The organism is Ruegeria sp. O11, assembly GCF_056535285.1.
In genome coordinates, this window is the sequence record NZ_JBQERS010000006.1 from 17,689 (window position 1) to 35,912 (window position 18,224).

Consider the following 18,224-nt stretch of genomic DNA (forward strand, 5'->3'; position numbering starts at 1 on the left):
ACTGGTTTGCCCCCAACGACGTGTAAAAATTATTTGATAAAACTATTATATTTCTGTCATGTGAGCGCCCTACACCCGCTGAACGAAATTGCATTCCGACAGCCAGGAGCTATCCATGAAAGACTTCGATCCTACAAACATGTCCGCCGATGATTGGGATGAGCTGCACTTCCCTCGCCCCGAGGAAAACGATTTTGATCGCGTCGTCGAAAGTGCCATCTCTCGCCGCGGATTTCTGGCGGGTGTTGTAGCATTCGGATCGGGTGCTGCAGCCATGGGTGCAGGCCTATTGACCTCAACCGCAGCACAGGCTGTTGGAGCTTCGCGCTTTGCCTTCACCCCGATCCCTGCGCAGACCGATGGCACCGTCCACGTGCCCGAAGGCTATGAGTGGAAGATGCTAATGCGCTGGGGTGATCCGCTGTTTTCGGAAGCGGACGGTTATGATCTGACCGATGGCGGTTCTGTTGAGAACTCTGACAAGATCTTTGGTGAGAACACCGATGGGATAGAAACTTTTTCATTCCAGGGTCACGAGTTGATCGCGATCAACCACGAATATCCGAACCGAAAGATAAACCTGCCTGCCGCACAGGAGGGAGTGCCTGCCAGCGCAGATGACGTTCTGAAACTCCAGAACATTCAGGGCGTGACCGTGATGGAGATCAAGGAAGGCCCTGAGGGCTGGGTGGCCGTAAAGGACAGTCCTTTCAACCGCCGGATCCACCACAATACGCCGATGAGGATCGCCGGCCCTGCTGCGGGGCACGAGTTGCTGAAGACCGAAGCTGATCCCACCGGCACCGCGGCGCTGGGTACGATGAACAACTGTGGTTCGGGTAAGACGCCTTGGGGCACCTACTTGACCTGCGAAGAGAATTTCAACGGTTATTTCGGCTCCTCTGATGAAAATGCCCGCTACGACCAGAGGGTTGCAGATGGCATGAAGCGCTATGGCATCAAGGCCGAAAGCTGGAATGGATACGAGTTGTTTGATCCACGCTTTGACACCTCGAAAAACCCTAACGAACCACATCGCGCAGGTTGGATCGTTGAAATCGACCCGACCAAGCCCGACAGCACCCCGGTCAAGCACACCGGTCTGGGCCGCTTCAAGCACGAAAATGCCGAGGTGGCGCTGGCGGCCGACGGTCGTGTCGTGGTCTATATGGGCGACGATGAGCGCGGCGAGTACCTTTACAAATTCGTCTCGAACGCTGCCTACGCTCCCGGTGTCGACACCGAAAATCTGCTGAACGACGGAACACTTTTTGTCGCCAAATTTAACGACGACATGAGCGGTGAGTGGCTGCCTTTGACGCCCGATTCTACAGGTATGGATGCGGCCGAGATCCTGATCTTTACCCGTATGGCCGCTTCGGCAGTGGGCGGCACCACCATGGACCGCCCGGAATGGGTGGCCTCAAGCCCTGTTGCGGTTGAGGCCTATTGCTGTTTGACCAACAACAAGAACCGCGGCGTGAAGCCAAATGCCGGTGGGGATGACACCTCGGCCAACGGTCCAAACTCGCGCGACGCCAACAAATACGGTCAAATCGTGCGCTGGCGCCCTGCGAATGAGGATCACGCGGCCACAGGCTTTGATTGGGACCTATATGTCATGGCCGGAAACCCGACCGTACATTCGGACGACCGCGCTGGGTCAGCGAACGTGAATGAGGGCAACCTGTTCAACTCGCCAGACGGTATGGTGATCGACTCGACAGGTCTGGTCTGGATTCAGACGGATGGCAAAGATAACAACGAAGAAGATTTCGCTGGCAATGGCAATAACCAGATGTTGGTTGGTGATCCGGTCACCGGCGAGATCGTGCGCTTTATGACCGGTCCTAATGGCTGCGAGGTCACCGGCCTGGCTTGGTCTACCGATCTGCGTACCATGTTCGTGGGCATCCAGCACCCCGGCAGCAATTGGCCCGATGGCGGTACGCCACGCTCATCGGTGATCGCGATCAAACGTACCGATAACGGGCTTGTTGGCTAAACCGGTCCAATGAGTGAGATCGCCCTCGAACTCGGGTTCGGGGGCGTTTTCTGCTTTGGTTCAGATATCCTCGCCCGGCGGGTCAAGCAGGCCACCCGGGGCAAGCAGCGCACGTTCGGATAGCCAGGGGTTCAATTCCAGTGCATGGTTCAGCGCCGCGCGTGCCTCATCCAAGCGCTTCAGCCCCAACAGCGACAATGCCCGCCCGCTGAGCGCCGCAATATGGTTCGGCGAGAGCGCTATGGCCCGGTCCAGATCAATCAGAGCCGCCCCATAGTTTTGCTGCAAGTAATTGACAAAGGCGCGCTGGTTGTACCCTTCGGCATATTCAGGACAGTAAGCAACGAGAGCATCGAACTCTGCCAACGCTCCAGCCAAATTCCAGGCCTCACGCATGGACATTCCACGATCCAACAAGGTTTGCGACCTCGCATCGGGAGCATCGGTCCAGAGCTGCCACATCTGGCTGGAGATGCCTCGCGCTTCTTGCTCGGTCGAAGCATCTTGAGCCTGCGCGATCAGAGAGTCGATCCCAGAGGTATGGTCGGGTGCGACCGGGCAGTCAGCGGTGGCCTGCACAGCAGAGACGGCAAGGAAAACGGCAAATGCGAGTTTCATCCCCTCTAACCTGACCCCCAGAACCCATAGGTCAACCGTTTTCTAGCGGGGCGAGTAACCCCGTTTCTTTCACCGCCTCCATCGCCACGAAAGTAGAGGTATTCGCAACATGCGGCAGGGATGAGATTTTTTCGGCCAGAACAGTGCGGTATTCCGACATCGAACGGGTACGTATTTTGAGCAGGTAATCGAAGTTTGACGCGATCATGTGGGCCTGTTCAATCTCGGCAACCTTACGCACAGCCGCGTTAAACTCAGCCAGCGCCTTTTCGCGTGTATCCGTCAGACGCACTTCGACAAAGGCAACATGATCAAGGCCCAAACGGATCGGATCAAGCATGGCCCGGTATCCTGTGATGATCCCGTCCGCCTCAAGCCGCTTGAGTCGTGCTTGTGTCGGGGACTTCGATAGGCCGATCTTGCGCGCAAGATCTGTTACCGAAATGCGACCATCCTCGGCCAGCGCCGTGAGGATGGCCTGATCGAACTGATCAAGACCGGACAAGTCGTTTCGCATCATCTGCCCCCGTAAATTCGGTCTATTCGACTATCAGAATAAAAAATTCAGTCCATTCTCCCGCTCAGGGCCAGTTATATTAGACAAAAGCCCCGGAGTACACATGTCACATAGCCTGCGCACCAAAATCGATACCCAAACCTACGTCGAGCAATCCACCGTGCTGGACGCTTTGATCGCTCAAGCCGACCTGTCACAAACTGACCGCGCCGACATCTGTAAGGCGGCAGCGCAGCTCGTGCGCGACATTCGCTCCAGCACGTCGCCCGGTATGATGGAGGTGTTTCTAGCCGAATACGGCCTGTCCACCGATGAAGGCGTCGCGCTAATGTGTCTTGCCGAGGCACTGCTGCGTGTCCCCGACGCGGACACTATCGACGCATTGATCGAAGACAAGATCGCGCCATCGGACTGGGGCAAGCACTTGGGACAATCATCCTCGTCGCTGGTGAACGCCTCAACATGGGCGCTGATGCTGACCGGGCGCGTTCTGGATGAGGACAAAACTTCGCCGGTGGGCGCTTTGCGCGGGGCAATCAAACGTTTGGGCGAGCCGGTAATCAGAACTGCCGTGGGTCGCGCGATGAAAGAAATGGGGCGCCAATTTGTTCTGGGCGAGACCATTCAGTCCGCCATGAAGCGCGCTGCGGGGATGGAGGACAAAGGATACACCTATTCCTACGACATGCTGGGCGAAGCCGCACGGACCGAAGCCGACGCCGCCCGCTATCATCTGTCCTATTCCCGTGCCATCGCCGCCATTGCCGAAGCCTGCACCCACAAAGACATCCGCGAAAACCCCGGTATCTCGGTCAAGCTGTCCGCGCTGCACCCCCGCTATGAACTGGCGCAAGAACAGCGGGTCATGGAGGAGTTGGTTCCCCGCCTTCGGGCTCTGGCACTGCTTGCAAAGGCCGCGGGCATGGGGCTGAATGTCGACGCAGAGGAGGCCGATCGCCTCTCTCTGTCGCTGCAGGTCATCGAAGAAGTCATGGCCGAGCCTGCACTGGCAGGCTGGGACGGGTTCGGCATTGTCGTACAAGCCTACGGCCCCCGCGCCGGTCTCGTGTTGGATACGCTCTACGAGATGGCCGAACGTCATGACCGCAAGCTGATGGTGCGGTTGGTGAAGGGCGCGTATTGGGACACCGAAATCAAGCGCGCCCAGGTCGAAGGCGTCGATGGGTTTCCGGTCTTCACCCAGAAGGCAGCGACCGATGTGTCCTACATCGCCAATGCTCGCAAGTTGCTGGATATGACCGACCGCATCTATCCGCAATTTGCCACCCATAACGCCCATACGGTCAGTGCAATCCTGCATATGGCTGACGACCAACCGTTCGAATTCCAGCGCCTGCACGGAATGGGAGAGACCCTGCATCAGATCGTGCGCGACAAGCAGAGCGCCCGCTGCCGTATCTACGCACCTGTCGGCGCGCACCGTGACCTGTTGGCCTATCTGGTGCGGCGTCTGCTGGAGAACGGGGCGAATTCGTCCTTCGTCAACCAGATTGTTGATGAAGATGTCGAACCGGAAATTGTTGCGGCAGACCCGTTCCAAGCCGTTCAGAAACCTGCAAAACCACTGCCGACCGGACCAGAATTGTTTGCACCCGAGCGTCCGAACTCGAAAGGGTTCGATTTGCATCATACGCCAACACTGGACCGGGTCGACATTGCGCGCGATGCTTACCGCGCCCATCACTGGTACGCCCGGCCATTGCTTTCGGACGACGCTCAGCCCCAGTCAGAATTGCCTGTTATCAACCCGGCCCGGCCGCAGGACCGCCCGGGCTCAGTCGCTGTTGCCAGTCCGACCGATGTCGAGCTGGCGCTTGCCAGTGCCTGCCCATGGCAGGCCACGGCAGCCACCCGCGCTGAAATCCTGAACAAAGCCGCCGACCTCTACGAGGCGCACTACGGCGAGCTATTCGCCCTGCTCGCTCGCGAAGCCGGGAAATCTGTACCCGATGCGGTTGCCGAGCTACGCGAGGCAGTCGACTTCCTACGTTATTACGCCGCCAATATTCCGGCGGCCAAGCCAGCCGGGATTTTCACCTGTATCAGCCCTTGGAATTTCCCTCTGGCGATCTTCACGGGGCAAATTTCGGCCGCGCTGGTAACTGGCAACGCCGTGCTCGCCGCCCCTGCCCCGCAAACGCCCCTCATAGCACATCGCGCTGTTCAGTTGATGCACGAAGCAGGCGTCCCGCGCGATGTTCTGCAATTGTTGCCCGGAGGACCAAAAGTGGGTGCAGCGCTGACGTCGGACGAACGCGTCTCGGGTGTGGCCTTTACCGGTTCGACCGCAACCGCATTGAAAATTCGGTCTGCAATGGCCCAGCATATGCGTCCCGGCACACCTCTGATCGCCGAGACCGGCGGCCTGAACGCTATGATCGTGGACAGCACCGCCTTGCCGGAGCAAGCCGTGCAATCGATCATCGAAAGCGCTTTCCAGTCAGCGGGACAACGGTGTTCCGCCCTACGCTGTCTCTATCTGCAGGAGGATATCGCCGAGGATGTTCTGACAATGCTGCAAGGGGCAATGGACGCTCTGCAAATTGGCGACCCTTGGCTGATCTCAACCGATTGTGGCCCAGTCATTGACGAGCAGGCTCGTCAGGGTATCGCAGATCACGTCGCCAAAGCGCGCGCAGAGGGGCGGGTTCTGAAAGAACTCTCTACCCCACCCGAAGGTACGTTCATCGCACCAACTCTGATCGAAATCCCCGGCATCTCAGCCTTAGAACGTGAAATATTCGGGCCGGTGTTGCATGTCGCCCGTTTCAAGGCACAAGAGATCGACAAGGTTATCGCAGAAATCAACGCCACAGGATATGGCCTGACTTTCGGCTTACACACACGGATCGACGATCGCGTGCAGCATGTGACCGAAGCGATCCACGCCGGCAATATCTATGTCAACCGCAACCAGATCGGCGCAATCGTGGGCTCACAACCGTTCGGTGGTGAGGGCCTTTCGGGCACAGGGCCCAAAGCAGGCGGACCGAATTATATGGCGCGGTTCTGCGCCACGGATCGGCAGAATTCTTCGGGACACTGGGACAGTGCGGCAGAGATGAACGCACCCGAAGGACAACCTGCCCCACCTCGCACGCAATCGCTGCCCGGCCCAACTGGCGAATCAAACCGATTGACCGAATATGCGCGTGATCCACTCTTGTGTATGGGCCCTGGACCCGATGCAGCCGAGGCACAGGCGCAGGCTGTTATAGGCTTGGGCGGAACGGCAGTCCGGATGGCCGGAGCGCTGGATCTACACCGGCTTGAAAACCTGACCGGTTTCTCGGGCGTTCTGTGGTGGGGCGACGACGACACCGCCCGCCAGATCGAGCAGCATCTAGCCCGACGCAATGGTCCGATTATCCCGCTGATACCCGGTCATCCTGACCGTGCGCGTGTTCTTGGCGAACGCCATGTCTGCGTCGACACGACCGCTGCTGGAGGTAATGCCGCCCTACTCGGAGGTGCGGCATAACCGGGCCTTGACGCTGGGCGGTGAAAAGCCCAGCGTCGCGCCATGTTTCCGATCCGCGATCATAACCCTTCGGGGCGTACTCCGTATGTCGTCTATGCCCTTCTGGCGGCAAATATCCTGATCTTCCTCGGCTATGTAGGGATCATGGGCGATGCGCGGGCCATGAATCGGCTCTACTTCGACTACGCCGTCATTCCTGCACGGATCACCGACGGCTATGGGCTCGAGACGCTTGTGACTTCAATGTTCCTGCACGGGGGCTGGATGCATTTGGCCGGGAACATGCTGTTTCTATGGATCTTCGGCGATAATCTCGAAGATGAAATGGGGCATGTTCTGTTTCTTGTATTCTATCTGCTGGCGGGAATCGGCGCGGGGCTTATTCACGTTGTCTCGGCACCTGGCTCTTTGGTGCCGACAATCGGCGCTTCCGGCGCAATTGCCGGGGTCATGGGCGGTTATCTTCTGCTTTTCCCAAAGGCGCGCGTCGATATCCTTTTGATCCTGATTGTCTATATTCGGATATTCACCATCCCGGCTTTTGTCATGCTTGGGGTCTGGCTGGGCCTTCAGTTCTTTGGAAGCCTGTCCAGCAATCCTGATGAGGGTGGCGTTGCCTATTGGGCCCATACCGGAGGGTTCTTTGTTGGCCTGATCCTGTGTGTCCCTCTTTGGCTCAAGCGCGGAGGCCCTGGATTCTGGGACCGCACCCATGGCCATCCTCCACACCCGGGACACAAGTATAAGCTGTCGCAATCACGTATTCCCAAAGTGCCGCGTAAGTAATCGCGGATCACTGGCTGGGCGATCTACCTCCACTCAGATGGGTAATCTCCTGTGCCGCGTTTCGTACCAGCATACCCAGCTCAGGCGCGCGATCGAGGCTGAACCGCACAGTTGGGCCGGACACTGAGATGCCTGCGCAGGGTTCGGCGCGATCATTGAAGATCGCCGCGCCAATGCAGGACATGCCCTCATATCGCTCTTCATGATCGTAAGACCAGCCGCGCCTACGGGTCTCCGCCAGATCGTCATGCAGACCTGCTTGGGGGAGATTGGTGTTCTCGGTAAAGGCAATCAAGTCAGTCCGAGCCAACACCTTGTTTAAACCATCCTCGCTCAGAGCAGCCAGAATCGCCTTTCCCGTACCCGAAGCATACATTGGAGTTCGCGCACCTGGCGGAAAGAAGGCCCGGATCGGATTTTGTGTTTCAACCTGCCCGACAAAGACAACTTCTGGCCCATCAGGCACCGCCAGATTAGCGGTCTCACCACTGTCCAGCATCAGACGACGAAGGATCGGCCTACCAATCTCGAGAACGTTATTGCGTCGAAGGAAAGATGCACCAGTCCGGTAGGCTTCGATACCGACCATCCACTCTTGCCGCTCTTCGTCGAAACTGACGAACCCGTGCTTCTGCAATGTCACCAGAATACGGTGCGTGGTGGCAGTTGGTACATCGACCTTGCGCGCCAGGTCACTTAGCGCGACACGTTCCAGCCCGGCGACGGTTGTAAGTACGCCCAGCGCTCGGTCCAGCGACTGCATGGTTCCGGCTGAGCTTTCCTTGAACATCGATTTCGGCCGACCACGAGGCCTTTTCTGAGACTCCATTTTTTAGCTCACCTTCCGATATTAGTGTCCGTACTGGTTCAATTTTTTCAGATCGCAATTCCATGGCAATAAAATTGAGAAACTAAATTCCCATCCATTTCAGCGCCTTATATATTTAATGAATAAAATGAAAATATTTTTCAAGAAAATTGCAACCTAAGCCCGTTTTAGCGACACTTATTTCCAAAGCAGAGGATTGAGTCATGTCGAACCAAAACCCGGTCTTTATCCCGGGCCCAACCAACATACCTGATCGCTTGCGCCTTGCCATGCAGGTGCAGACACAAGATCACCGCGCCCCGGATTTCGTTGAAACTTTCGCCCCGGTGCTGGAGGATACAAAGAAAGTCTTCGGCACGACCGAGGGTCAGATCATCACCTTCCCCGCCAGCGGCACCGGGGGTTGGGAGGCAGCGATCACTAATACGCTCAGCCCAGGAGACAAGGTTTTGGTCGCGCGTTACGGCGTTTTCAGTCACCGCTGGATTGACCTATGCGAACGGCATGGGCTGGACGTTCAGATCGTTGAATGCAAGTGGGGGACTGGTGCACCTGCAGACCGCTTTGAAGCGATCCTGACAGCTGACAAAGCGCACGACATCAAGGCCGTTTTGATAACCCACAATGAAACAGCAACCGGAGTGCGTTCTGACATCAGCGCCGTACGGCACGCTATGAACGCGGCAAATCATCCAGCGATGATGTTTGTGGATTGCGTCAGCTCGCTGGCCTCGATGCCATTTGAATTCGATCAGTGGGGCGTCGATATCGCTGTCTCGGGATCGCAAAAAGGGTTCATGCTGGCGACCGGCATGGCAATCCTGTGTGTTAGCCCCAAGGCGCTGGCAGCAATGGAAACTGCGAACCTGCCCCGGACATTCTTTGATTTTCGTGACATGATGGCGGCCAATGCCTCGGGTGGATTTCCTTACACGCCTCCGTTGCAACTGATCTACGGTATGCGCGAAAGCCTGAAGATGTTGTTCGAGGAAGGACTGGACAATGTTTATGCCCGCCACACGCGCCTGGCCGAAGGGGTTCGACGCGCGGCCAACGCATGGGGGCTGAAACTCGTCGCGCAGACTCCGGACCTATATTCTGATACTGTCAGCGCGATCTATGTGCCCGAAGGGTTCGACAGTAACGAACTGACCGACCATGCCTTTAACTCCTACGGCGTCTCGTTCGGCATCGGGTTGGGAGAGTTGAATGGCAAAGCCTTCCGCATCGGCCATCTGGGCAGTCTGACGGATGTGATGGTTCTGTCAGGTTTGGCCACGATAGAAATGGCGATGGCCGATCTGAATTATCCAATTGAGCTGGGCAGCGGCGTCGCGGCGGCACAAGAATTTTATCGCGCTGGAACATCCGGCCACGCCAAAGCTGCAGCCTGAGGAGGACCCTAATGTTGGATCAAATCCCAGTTGCTGACCTGACTATCGAAGATATGCGGGTAGCGCATGAAAGGATCAGGCCACATATTCGGCGCACACCGGTTATGACTTCTGACTACCTAAATGACCTGACTGGCGCACAGCTGTTCTTCAAGTGTGAGAACTTTCAAGAGGCCGGCGCTTTCAAAGTGCGCGGAGCCAGCAACGCTGTCTTTGGTTTAAGCGATGAGATGGCAACCAAGGGCGTTTGCACCCATTCCAGCGGAAACCACGCACTGTCTCTGTCATATGCTGCGGGTCGCCGCGGTATTCCTTGTAATGTGGTCATGCCGCGAACAGCTCCGCAAGCCAAGAAAGATGCCGTACGTCGCTATGGTGGTACGATCACCGAATGCGAGCCTTCAACCTCTTCCCGCGAAGCAACGTTCGCCGAGATTCAGGCCAGAACCGGGGGCGAATTCGTACACCCTTATAATGACCCGCGCGTCATCACTGGTCAGGCGACCTGTTCGGCCGAGTTGCTGGAGCAAACGGATGGTGTGGATGCGGTAATCGCACCGATCGGGGGCGGAGGCATGGTCTCGGGCACTTGCCTGACTGTGTCAAACCTGGCGCCGGAAACCGCAATCTACGCGGCTGAACCCGAGCAGGCGGACGATGCGTACCGTTCATTCAAAGCAGGTCACATTATCGCGGATGATGCCCCGAAAACGGTGGCCGATGGTCTGTTGGTGCCGCTCAAGGAAAACACCTGGCACTTCGTTTCAAACTACGTGACCGACATCTTCACCGCCTCCGAACAAGAAATCATCGACGCGATGAAGCTCACCTGGAAATACCTGCGGGTAGTGATGGAGCCATCTTCAGCTGTCCCGCTTGCGACCATTATCAAGAACCCTGACACATTCCGAGGCAAGCGGGTCGGAGTGATCATCACAGGTGGCAACGTGGATTTGGACAAACTGCCCTGGCTCAACGGGTAAGGAGAAACAGGATGAATAAACCGATGAACATTGATCAGCTTGAAGTTGGCTACGACATCCCTGCCGCAATCGGTATGGATGAAAGTGAAATTCAGACGCCCTGCCTGATCCTCGATCTGGACGCGCTTGAGCGGAACATCAAAAAGATGGGCGATTACGCCAAGGCCCATGGGATGCGCCATCGGGTGCATGGCAAGATGCACAAATCGGTAGATGTGGCGAAGCTGCAGGAAAAGCTGGGCGGTGCCGTTGGCGTTTGCTGCCAGAAAGTGTCCGAAGCCGAAGTGTTCGCACGTGGTGGTATCAAAGACATTTTGGTGTCCAACCAAGTGCGCGATCCGGCCAAGATCGATCGTTTGGCACGCTTGCCTCAGTTGGGTGCGCGTACGATTGTGTGCGTCGATGACATCGAGAATATCTCCGACCTGTCCGAAGCGGCGCAACGCCACGGCACCGATCTGGAAGTATTCGTTGAAATCGACTGCGGTGCCGGTCGGTGTGGGGTAACAACGACCGAGGATGTCGTTGCCATCGCCAAGGCTGCCGAAGCTGCGCCAAACCTGAAATTCACTGGCATTCAGGCCTATCAGGGCGCGATGCAGCACCTTGATACCTATGAGGCCCGAAAAGAGAAACTGGATGCCGCCATCGCTATGGTCGAAGACGCATATGACGGCCTAAAGAGCGCTGGTATCGACTGCGAGCTGGTCTCGGGCGGTGGGACAGGATCGTATTACTTTGAGGCCAACTCAGGCGTGTATAATGAACTGCAATGTGGGTCCTACGCCTTCATGGATGCCGATTATGGCCGAATTCTGGATAAGGATGGCAACCGGATTGACCAAGGTGAATGGGAAAACGCTCTGTTCATTCTGACCAGCGTGATGAGCCATGCCAAAGCGGACAAGGCGATCTGTGATGCAGGTCTTAAGGCGCAATCAGTCGATAGCGGCCTGCCCTTCATATTTGGACGCGACGATGTGGAATACCTCAAATGTTCGGACGAGCACGGGGTCATCGGTGATCCAAACGGCGCGTTGAAGGTAAACGACAGATTACGGCTTGTACCGGGGCATTGCGACCCGACCTGCAATGTCCATGACTGGTACGTTGGTGTGCGGAACGGAAAAGTCGAAGCGCTTTGGCCAGTCTCGGCACGCGGCAAGGCCTATTGATCATAACAGGAAAGGCAGGCGGCTCAGGTCGCCTGTCTAACCGTGGATCATCAGAACTATCGAAAGGCAAAATAGATGATCATCGTTCCTGAAAAGGAAATCGGCGCTCTGCTGGGCCGCAACGAAAGCTACGAGGCGATCGAACAGGTATTTGCCGCAATGGCGGCAGGAGATGCCTATAATTTTCCAGTCGTGCGCGAAGCCATTGGCCATGCAGACGCGCTTTATGGCTTCAAGGGCGGATTTGATCGGGCGGGCATGACGCTTGGCCTCAAGGCCGGTGGATATTGGCCCAACAATCTGGAAACGCACGGGCTGATCAATCATCAATCCACCGTATTCCTGTTTGATCCTGATACGGGCCGGGTGAGGGCGATTGTCGGAGGCAATTTGCTGACGGCCCTGCGCACGGCGGCTGCCTCATCCGTATCCATCGACCATCTGGCACGTAAGGACGCCAAGGTGATCGGCATGGTCGGTGCGGGTCATCAGGCCAAGTTCCAATTGCGTGCTGCGTTGGAGCAAAGAGAGTTTGAGAAGGTCATCGGCTGGAATCTGCACGCCGATATGTTGCCCAACATCGAAGAAGTCGCTTCTGAGGCTGGCCTGCCCTTTGAAGCTGTTGAATTGCCCGGCATGGTCGAGGCGGATGTGATCATCACGATTACATCGTCATTTGCGCCTACCCTGATGTCGGATCATGTATCAGACGGCACACATGTCGCCTGCATGGGCACCGATACGGTCGGCAAACAAGAAGTCGGGGTCGACCTGATCAACCGCGCCACTGTCTTTACGGATGAGGTCGCTCAGTCCATCACACTGGGCGAATGTCAGCACGCAGTCGCCAGTGGATCGAAAACCGAAACCGATATCCGGCAGATTGGTGAAGTCATCAATGGCACACATCCCGGACGACAATCCGATCAAGAAGTTACACTATTCGATGGAACGGGCGTCGGGTTGCAGGACTTGGCCGTCGCAAGCGCTGTGGTCGAGCTTGCTGTTGAGCAAGGGATCGCGATCGAAGTGGATTTCTAGACAAATACGCGCGCTCCAATCGGGCGCGCGTTCATCTATTACGCTGGAAGAGCCGTTCAGCCCCGGATCACTTTGGCAAAGTTGTCAAAGATCGGCTCATTCGCACAAATTACTTCGCCATCTTCAAGCACGCTGCCTTCGGGGTTCAGCGCCTGAACGAACCCGCCTGCTTCTTTCACGATGATGATGCCCGCTGCCACGTCCCACGCGTTGAGCCGGCGTTCCCAGAAGCCCTCATAACGACCTGCGGCAACATAAGCCATGTCCAGAGCAGCCGCACCCCAGCGGCGCACACCAGCACAGGCTGGCATCAAACGGGCGAGATCCTGAAGGGTCGCAGGCAGGTCCGAACGGCCGCCGAATGGCAAACCGGTTGAAAAGATCGACTCGATCATGCGGTGCCGTCCCGAGACACGAATGCGCATGTCGTTCATCCACGCACCCTCGCCTTTCTCGGCAAAGAACATCTCGTCCTTGGCTGGGTCATAGATCACACCGGAGACGATCTTGCCCTTGTGTTCGAGAGCGATCGAGACTGCCCAATGCGGCAGGCCGTGCAGGAAGTTGGTGGTCCCGTCCAGCGGGTCAACAATCCAGCGGCGGGTCGGGTCTTCGCCATCGATCGAACCGCCCTCTTCGGCCAGCCAGCCATAGGTCGGGCGGGCACCCAGCAGTTCCTCTTTCAAAATTGCTTCGGCCGCAATGTCGGCCTTGGACACAAAGTCGCCTGCGCCCTTCATCGACACCTGCAGGTTCTCGACTTCACGAAAATCCTTGACCAGAGAACGCCCCGCTTTCCGCGCGGCTTTGATCATGATGTTGAGATTTGCACTGCCAACCATTTTAAATAGGCTCCTGTCCGGTCAAGCCGCGCGTATACTGGGGCAACGCGCCCTTGCCAAGAGGAATGATGCGCATGGCTGATCTGCGTCTGGCGCTATTGCGTCTGCAGCTTGCGCGCCTCAGTCCGGGCCAGTTTTACCAGCTCTTGCACAAAGGGTTTTTCAAGGTCCTCACTGCGTACTGCAGCATAAAGCCTGCGGGTGATCCCATCTTTGGTCAGTGGGCGGGTTACATAGTCTGAATTGTACTTTACCTCACGCACGACCCAATCCGGCAGAACAGAAATACCTCGGTTCGACGCAACCAACAAAAGGATCACAGCTGTCAGTTCAACCTGACGGATTGAGGCTGGTTCAACACGAGCCGGGATTAGTAACTGGCTGAATACGTCCAGACGTGTCCGTTCGACCGGATAGGTGATCAGTGTCTGACCGCGAAAGTCTTCGGCATCTATGAATGGTTTATCAGCCAGCGGGTGCGAGGACGCCGCAACAAACACGGCTTGATAGTCAAAGAGTTCTATAAACTCGACACCCGGCAAATCTTCAGGGTCGGAAGAGACCACAAGATCAACCTCTTCCTTCTGCAACGCAGGCAGCGCGTCGAACGCGAGACCTGGGCGAATGTCTACATCGACATCAGACCAGGATTTTCGGAAGGCTTCGAGCACAGGGAACAGCCATTCGAAACAAGCGTGACATTCGATCGCAATATGCATACGCCCGGTGCGACCGTCGCGCAGCGATGAAAACTCATCCTGCATTGCCTCGACCTGCGGCAGAATTTGCTCTGCCAGCCGCAACAGTCGCAGACCGGCCGCAGACAGTTTCATTGGCTTAGACCGGCGCAGGAACAATTCAACCCCGGCTTGATCTTCCAAGCCCTTGATCTGATGGCTCAATGCTGACTGGGTAATGTTTAATTGATCAGCAGCACGCGCCAGACCACCACATTCGTGGATGGCTTTGATCGTCCGCAGATGTCGGAACTCAATATGCATATGCTGCGTGACTCATGTTGTTGTTGAATAATATGAGTTTGTCTCACAACGCCTCAGGTGGCACAAGGGCGTAAATGACAGTTACGAGGCCATTATGACCAAGCCTGAGATCTCATTCGAATTTTTCCCACCCCAGACGCTGGAGGCCTCGTTTCGCCTGTGGGATACGGTGCAGACGCTGGCTCCGTTGAACCCTCGCTTTGTATCCGTCACCTATGGCGCAGGGGGCACGACGCGCGAACTGACACGCGATGCGGTTGCAACCCTGCACAAATCTTCAGGCCTGCCCGTTGCCGCGCATCTGACCTGTGTAGATGCCTCGCGTCAAGAAACCCTTGAGATTGCCGATACGTTCGCACGCGCAGGCGTTCAGGATATCGTCGCGCTTCGCGGCGATCCTCCTAAGGGACAGGACCGGTTTCAGCCACATCCGGAAGGATTTGCCAATTCGGTCGAATTGATATCCGCGCTGGCAGAAACGGAGATGTTCAGTATTCGCGTCGGTGCCTATCCTGACATCCACCCCGAGGCACAGAACGCCCGAACCGATGTGGATTGGCTAAAGGCAAAACTGGACGCGGGTGCGGACGAAGCGCTAACCCAGTTCTTTTTCGAAGCCGAGACTTTTTTCCGGTTCCGGGATGCTTGCGAAAAAGCAGGCATTGATAAACCAATCGTGCCCGGAATTCTTCCAATCGAAAACTGGAAAGGGGCACGCAACTTCGCAAAACGCTGTGGAACCCGAGTACCCGAGTGGATCGAAAATGCATTTGAGAAGGCGATCCGCGACGATCGCGAAGACCTTCTTGCCACTGCGCTTTGCACCGAACTCTGCTCGGACCTGATCGAAGGTGGTGTGGACAAGTTGCATTTCTACACGCTCAATCGCCCTGAACTGACCCGCGATGCGTGTTTCGCATTGGGTATTACACCTCAGACCGAATTGCAGAACGTCGCTTGAACTTGTGGCCTGTCCGGTGGCAAATCTGTCGCTGGGCACACCCACCACTACCGATGTGCGGCACGCCGATTAGAGCGCGGGCGACAATCCAGAATTGATTCCAGAAACTGTTGCTGGGATTAACGCTAATATCTAAGAAAATTTGACAATAATGTGATCGATGGCACTCTGAGCTCAGTGTAGTTTTAATGAGTGTTATCAGTATGGAGCCAGTGAGCAAAGTTAAGGCTCGGGCAGAAGCGTTGCAGGTTCTTGGCCTGCCTATCCACGCCAACGCAAACGACATCAGAGACGCCTGGCGCAATATCGCCTTTCATGATCACCCTGATCATACAGATGGTGACCATTCGGTTTTTTCCAAAGCCAAGTCGGCTTACGATTTTCTGCGTAGCGAGGGTCTGACCCGAAAGGGCGTGACGAGTTCGTCGACACCACGTCGTCCACGCCTAAAGAAACGTGTGATCGAACTGGACGCCGATGAGATCAAAGCTTGCCGTGATTTGCTGAATCCCGAATACGTGCTTTCAGATATGTCTGCGATTGACCACGCCGCGACAAGCGACGACCAAGACCAGTCATATGACCATGTGCCAGATGCAATCGGCTGTTTCGGACGTGACCTGACTTACTTCGTCGCGTCTTCTGTCTGTGAGGGTGAAAACCGAGTCGCCTTGCCAACATCGGTTCTGGCAAGTTGCAGAAAAACTGAAACCGAGATTTTGACATTTAAATCCAAAGTTGCGGGTTCGGGTGAAATTGTCATTCCCGACCCTATACGCGAACGGAAGTTTCCCGGTGCCCGAAACGTTAGGATTCGGTTTGAAGCAGACCAGCAAATGCGGGATTTGTTTGAGTTGGCAGGCTGAGAGAACCTGCCAGAAAAAAAGCCCGGCTGTTAAGGCCGGGCTTATTTTTTTCCACCAATATCAGTTGGACACTGGACCTTCCGAAGTAAATTTCGGGATCACGCTGGTAGACGCCGCGTCGGGTTCGATACCCGGCCAGTTGCCTTCTGCCAAATTGATATTGCCGGGTACGTCCTCTTCCCAAAAGCCGACGACTACATCGGTGATGTTCAGATACAGTTTGTCATCGACGATCCGCCACAGGTTCGGGTTGGCCGGAACCTTGCCGCCACGCGACACGCCATAGGCGCAGTGTCCATCATATTGCGGCGCATAATAGGCCGGATTTTCGAGAAACTTGTCGCGGTTTTCTTCAGTCGAAAATGCCCAGGTCGCACCGTTATAATCGGCAGTGATGTCAGACCGGCCGCGAACTGCCTCGGGCTGCGATTGACCCACGGCAACTTGATCCAAGTCGCGATAGGCAACGACGTCATACCCTGACACCGCAAATCCGGTACCATCGACATATTGATCTCCTGCGAATGCAGGCATGGCGAAAGCCATCGTCGCTGCAAGGGTCAGTGCAAAGCGTTTCATGTGAATTGTCCTCATGTCCTATCGGTTTCTGGGCACCCGTGCTACGGGGCTGCTCAGACAATAGGTGTTTTTGGCCTCGCGCGAAGACCCACTCGCGCCGCTGTGAAAACGAATTGGGAATTGTGAGGTGTATCCGGGGGATTGTTACAAAATTCCCGCGGTGTTTGGGGTTGGACTCTGAGTTCTGCAATATTAGCTGTTGATTTAGCGGTCCATTGGCCAGCAACGCAGGAAAGGCATGATATGAGCGAACAATCCACCTATACCCCTCCTAAGGTCTGGACGTGGGACAGTGAAAGCGGCGGACAATTTGCCAATATCAACCGGCCAATTGCTGGGGCCACACATGATAAGGACCTTCCGGTCGGAAAGCACCCTCTGCAGCTTTATTCGCTCGCCACACCCAACGGCGTCAAAGTCACTGTAATGCTCGAAGAGCTGCTGGCTCTGGGCCACAGTGGGGCAGAGTACAATGCCTGGCTGGTCAATATTGGCGAAGGCGACCAGTTTAGTTCGGGCTTTGTCGGAGCCAACCCCAACTCGAAAATTCCCGCGCTTTGGGATCATTCGGATGAAACACCTGTGCGCGTGTTCGAAAGTGCCTCAATTCTTATGCATCTGGCAGAGAAGTTCGGTGAGTTTCTACCCGCGAGTGGTGCGAAACGGACTGAGGTTATGAACTGGTTATTCTGGCAGATGGGCAGCGCACCCTATCTGGGTGGCGGCTTTGGCCACTTCTACGCCTACGCCCCTGAGAAGTGGCAATACCCGATTGACCGTTTCGCCATGGAAGCCAAACGCCAGTTGGACGTATTGGATCGGGAACTTGCTGAAAAGACCTATATCGCTGGCGAAGAATATACGATCGCCGATATGGCTATCTGGCCTTGGTACGGACAACTGGTTCTGGGCCGTCTATACGATGCGGCGGAATTCCTTGATGTCGAAAGCTACAAGAACGTAATGCGGTGGGCCAAAGCAATCGATGCGCGCCCAGCGGTTCAGCGTGGTCGGATGGTCAATCGCCCATTTGGCGAACCACACACTCAATTGCACGAACGTCACGACGCAAGCGACTTTGAGACGCGTACACAGGATAAACTGGAAACGGCAGACTAACGCGCT

At 56.1% G+C, this 18,224-nt stretch carries 16 protein-coding genes; 10 read left to right on the forward strand and 6 right to left on the reverse strand.

All coding sequences use genetic code 11. From position 1 onward, the window contains the following. Window positions 1–115 precede the first annotated feature (115 nt). The gene (locus tag ACRZ91_RS12890) at window positions 116–2,005 is read left to right on the forward strand and encodes a PhoX family protein (protein WP_480905950.1); all 1,890 of its coding nucleotides are present in this window, start codon (window positions 116–118) and stop codon (window positions 2,003–2,005) included. Between the two features lie 60 nt (window positions 2,006–2,065). Here ACRZ91_RS12890 and ACRZ91_RS12895 read toward each other — a convergent pair whose 3' ends face one another. Then, a complete protein-coding gene (locus ACRZ91_RS12895; RefSeq protein WP_480905953.1) occupies window positions 2,066–2,623 on the reverse strand; it encodes a tetratricopeptide repeat protein in 558 nt (185 codons plus the stop codon). Window positions 2,624–2,654: 31 nt separating this feature from the next. Beyond that, window positions 2,655–3,140: an Lrp/AsnC family transcriptional regulator gene (locus tag ACRZ91_RS12900; RefSeq protein WP_260022948.1), complete on the reverse strand. Its 486-nt coding sequence runs from the start codon at window positions 3,138–3,140 to the stop codon at window positions 2,655–2,657. Window positions 3,141–3,243: 103 nt separating this feature from the next. Here ACRZ91_RS12900 and putA point away from each other — a divergent pair, with 103 nt between their 5' ends. Together putA and ACRZ91_RS12910 are read left to right on the forward strand one after the other, a co-directional pair. Then, window positions 3,244–6,642, forward strand: coding sequence for a bifunctional proline dehydrogenase/L-glutamate gamma-semialdehyde dehydrogenase PutA (putA, locus tag ACRZ91_RS12905; protein ID WP_480905956.1), 3,399 nt, complete (start codon window positions 3,244–3,246; stop codon window positions 6,640–6,642). A 42-nt stretch (window positions 6,643–6,684) separates the two neighbouring features. Then, complete coding sequence (locus ACRZ91_RS12910) at window positions 6,685–7,428, forward strand: rhomboid family intramembrane serine protease (protein ID WP_480905959.1); 744 nt, start codon at window positions 6,685–6,687, stop codon at window positions 7,426–7,428. A gap of 7 nt (window positions 7,429–7,435) precedes the next feature. On the opposite strand, the gene ACRZ91_RS12915 is transcribed toward ACRZ91_RS12910, so the two are convergent. Beyond that, window positions 7,436–8,257: an IclR family transcriptional regulator gene (locus ACRZ91_RS12915; RefSeq protein WP_170472781.1), complete on the reverse strand. Its 822-nt coding sequence runs from the start codon at window positions 8,255–8,257 to the stop codon at window positions 7,436–7,438. A 203-nt stretch (window positions 8,258–8,460) separates the two neighbouring features. Here ACRZ91_RS12915 and bhcA point away from each other — a divergent pair, with 203 nt between their 5' ends. From bhcA to bhcD, 4 genes are all read left to right on the forward strand, one after another. Then, window positions 8,461–9,651, forward strand: a complete 1,191-nt coding sequence (gene bhcA / locus ACRZ91_RS12920) for an L-aspartate--glyoxylate aminotransferase BhcA (RefSeq protein WP_480905962.1) — start codon at window positions 8,461–8,463, stop codon at window positions 9,649–9,651. A gap of 11 nt (window positions 9,652–9,662) precedes the next feature. After that, complete coding sequence (gene bhcB / locus ACRZ91_RS12925; protein WP_480905965.1) at window positions 9,663–10,634, forward strand: beta-hydroxyaspartate dehydratase BhcB; 972 nt, start codon at window positions 9,663–9,665, stop codon at window positions 10,632–10,634. A gap of 11 nt (window positions 10,635–10,645) precedes the next feature. Then, window positions 10,646–11,809, forward strand: coding sequence for a 3-hydroxy-D-aspartate aldolase BhcC (gene bhcC, locus ACRZ91_RS12930; RefSeq protein ID WP_319545027.1), 1,164 nt, complete (start codon window positions 10,646–10,648; stop codon window positions 11,807–11,809). Window positions 11,810–11,884: 75 nt separating this feature from the next. Continuing rightward, window positions 11,885–12,850, forward strand: coding sequence for an iminosuccinate reductase BhcD (gene bhcD, locus ACRZ91_RS12935; protein WP_480905968.1), 966 nt, complete (start codon window positions 11,885–11,887; stop codon window positions 12,848–12,850). 56 nt (window positions 12,851–12,906) lie between these two features. Here bhcD and ACRZ91_RS12940 read toward each other — a convergent pair whose 3' ends face one another. Both ACRZ91_RS12940 and ACRZ91_RS12945 read right to left on the reverse strand, forming a co-directional pair. Continuing rightward, window positions 12,907–13,692, reverse strand: coding sequence for an inositol monophosphatase family protein (locus ACRZ91_RS12940; protein WP_010441847.1), 786 nt, complete (start codon window positions 13,690–13,692; stop codon window positions 12,907–12,909). Window positions 13,693–13,787: 95 nt separating this feature from the next. Then, window positions 13,788–14,693, reverse strand: coding sequence for a LysR family transcriptional regulator (locus ACRZ91_RS12945; protein WP_170541201.1), 906 nt, complete (start codon window positions 14,691–14,693; stop codon window positions 13,788–13,790). 94 nt (window positions 14,694–14,787) lie between these two features. On the opposite strand from ACRZ91_RS12945, the gene metF reads away from it, so the two are divergent. Then, window positions 14,788–15,654 carry a methylenetetrahydrofolate reductase [NAD(P)H] gene (gene metF, locus ACRZ91_RS12950; protein ID WP_480905972.1) on the forward strand — a complete coding sequence of 289 codons (867 nt, stop codon included), beginning with the start codon at window positions 14,788–14,790 and terminating at the stop codon, window positions 15,652–15,654. Window positions 15,655–15,857: 203 nt separating this feature from the next. Continuing rightward, the gene (locus ACRZ91_RS12955; RefSeq protein ID WP_480906345.1) at window positions 15,858–16,520 is read left to right on the forward strand and encodes a J domain-containing protein; all 663 of its coding nucleotides are present in this window, start codon (window positions 15,858–15,860) and stop codon (window positions 16,518–16,520) included. A 60-nt stretch (window positions 16,521–16,580) separates the two neighbouring features. On the opposite strand, the gene ACRZ91_RS12960 is transcribed toward ACRZ91_RS12955, so the two are convergent. After that, complete coding sequence (locus ACRZ91_RS12960) at window positions 16,581–17,099, reverse strand: YHS domain-containing (seleno)protein (protein ID WP_010441843.1); 519 nt, start codon at window positions 17,097–17,099, stop codon at window positions 16,581–16,583. A gap of 243 nt (window positions 17,100–17,342) precedes the next feature. Between ACRZ91_RS12960 and yghU the strand changes: the two genes are divergently transcribed. Further along, window positions 17,343–18,218 (forward strand): glutathione-dependent disulfide-bond oxidoreductase, encoded by an 876-nt coding sequence (yghU, locus tag ACRZ91_RS12965; RefSeq protein WP_480905975.1) that lies wholly within the window; start codon window positions 17,343–17,345, stop codon window positions 18,216–18,218. The last annotated feature ends 6 nt before the right edge of the window (window positions 18,219–18,224 follow it).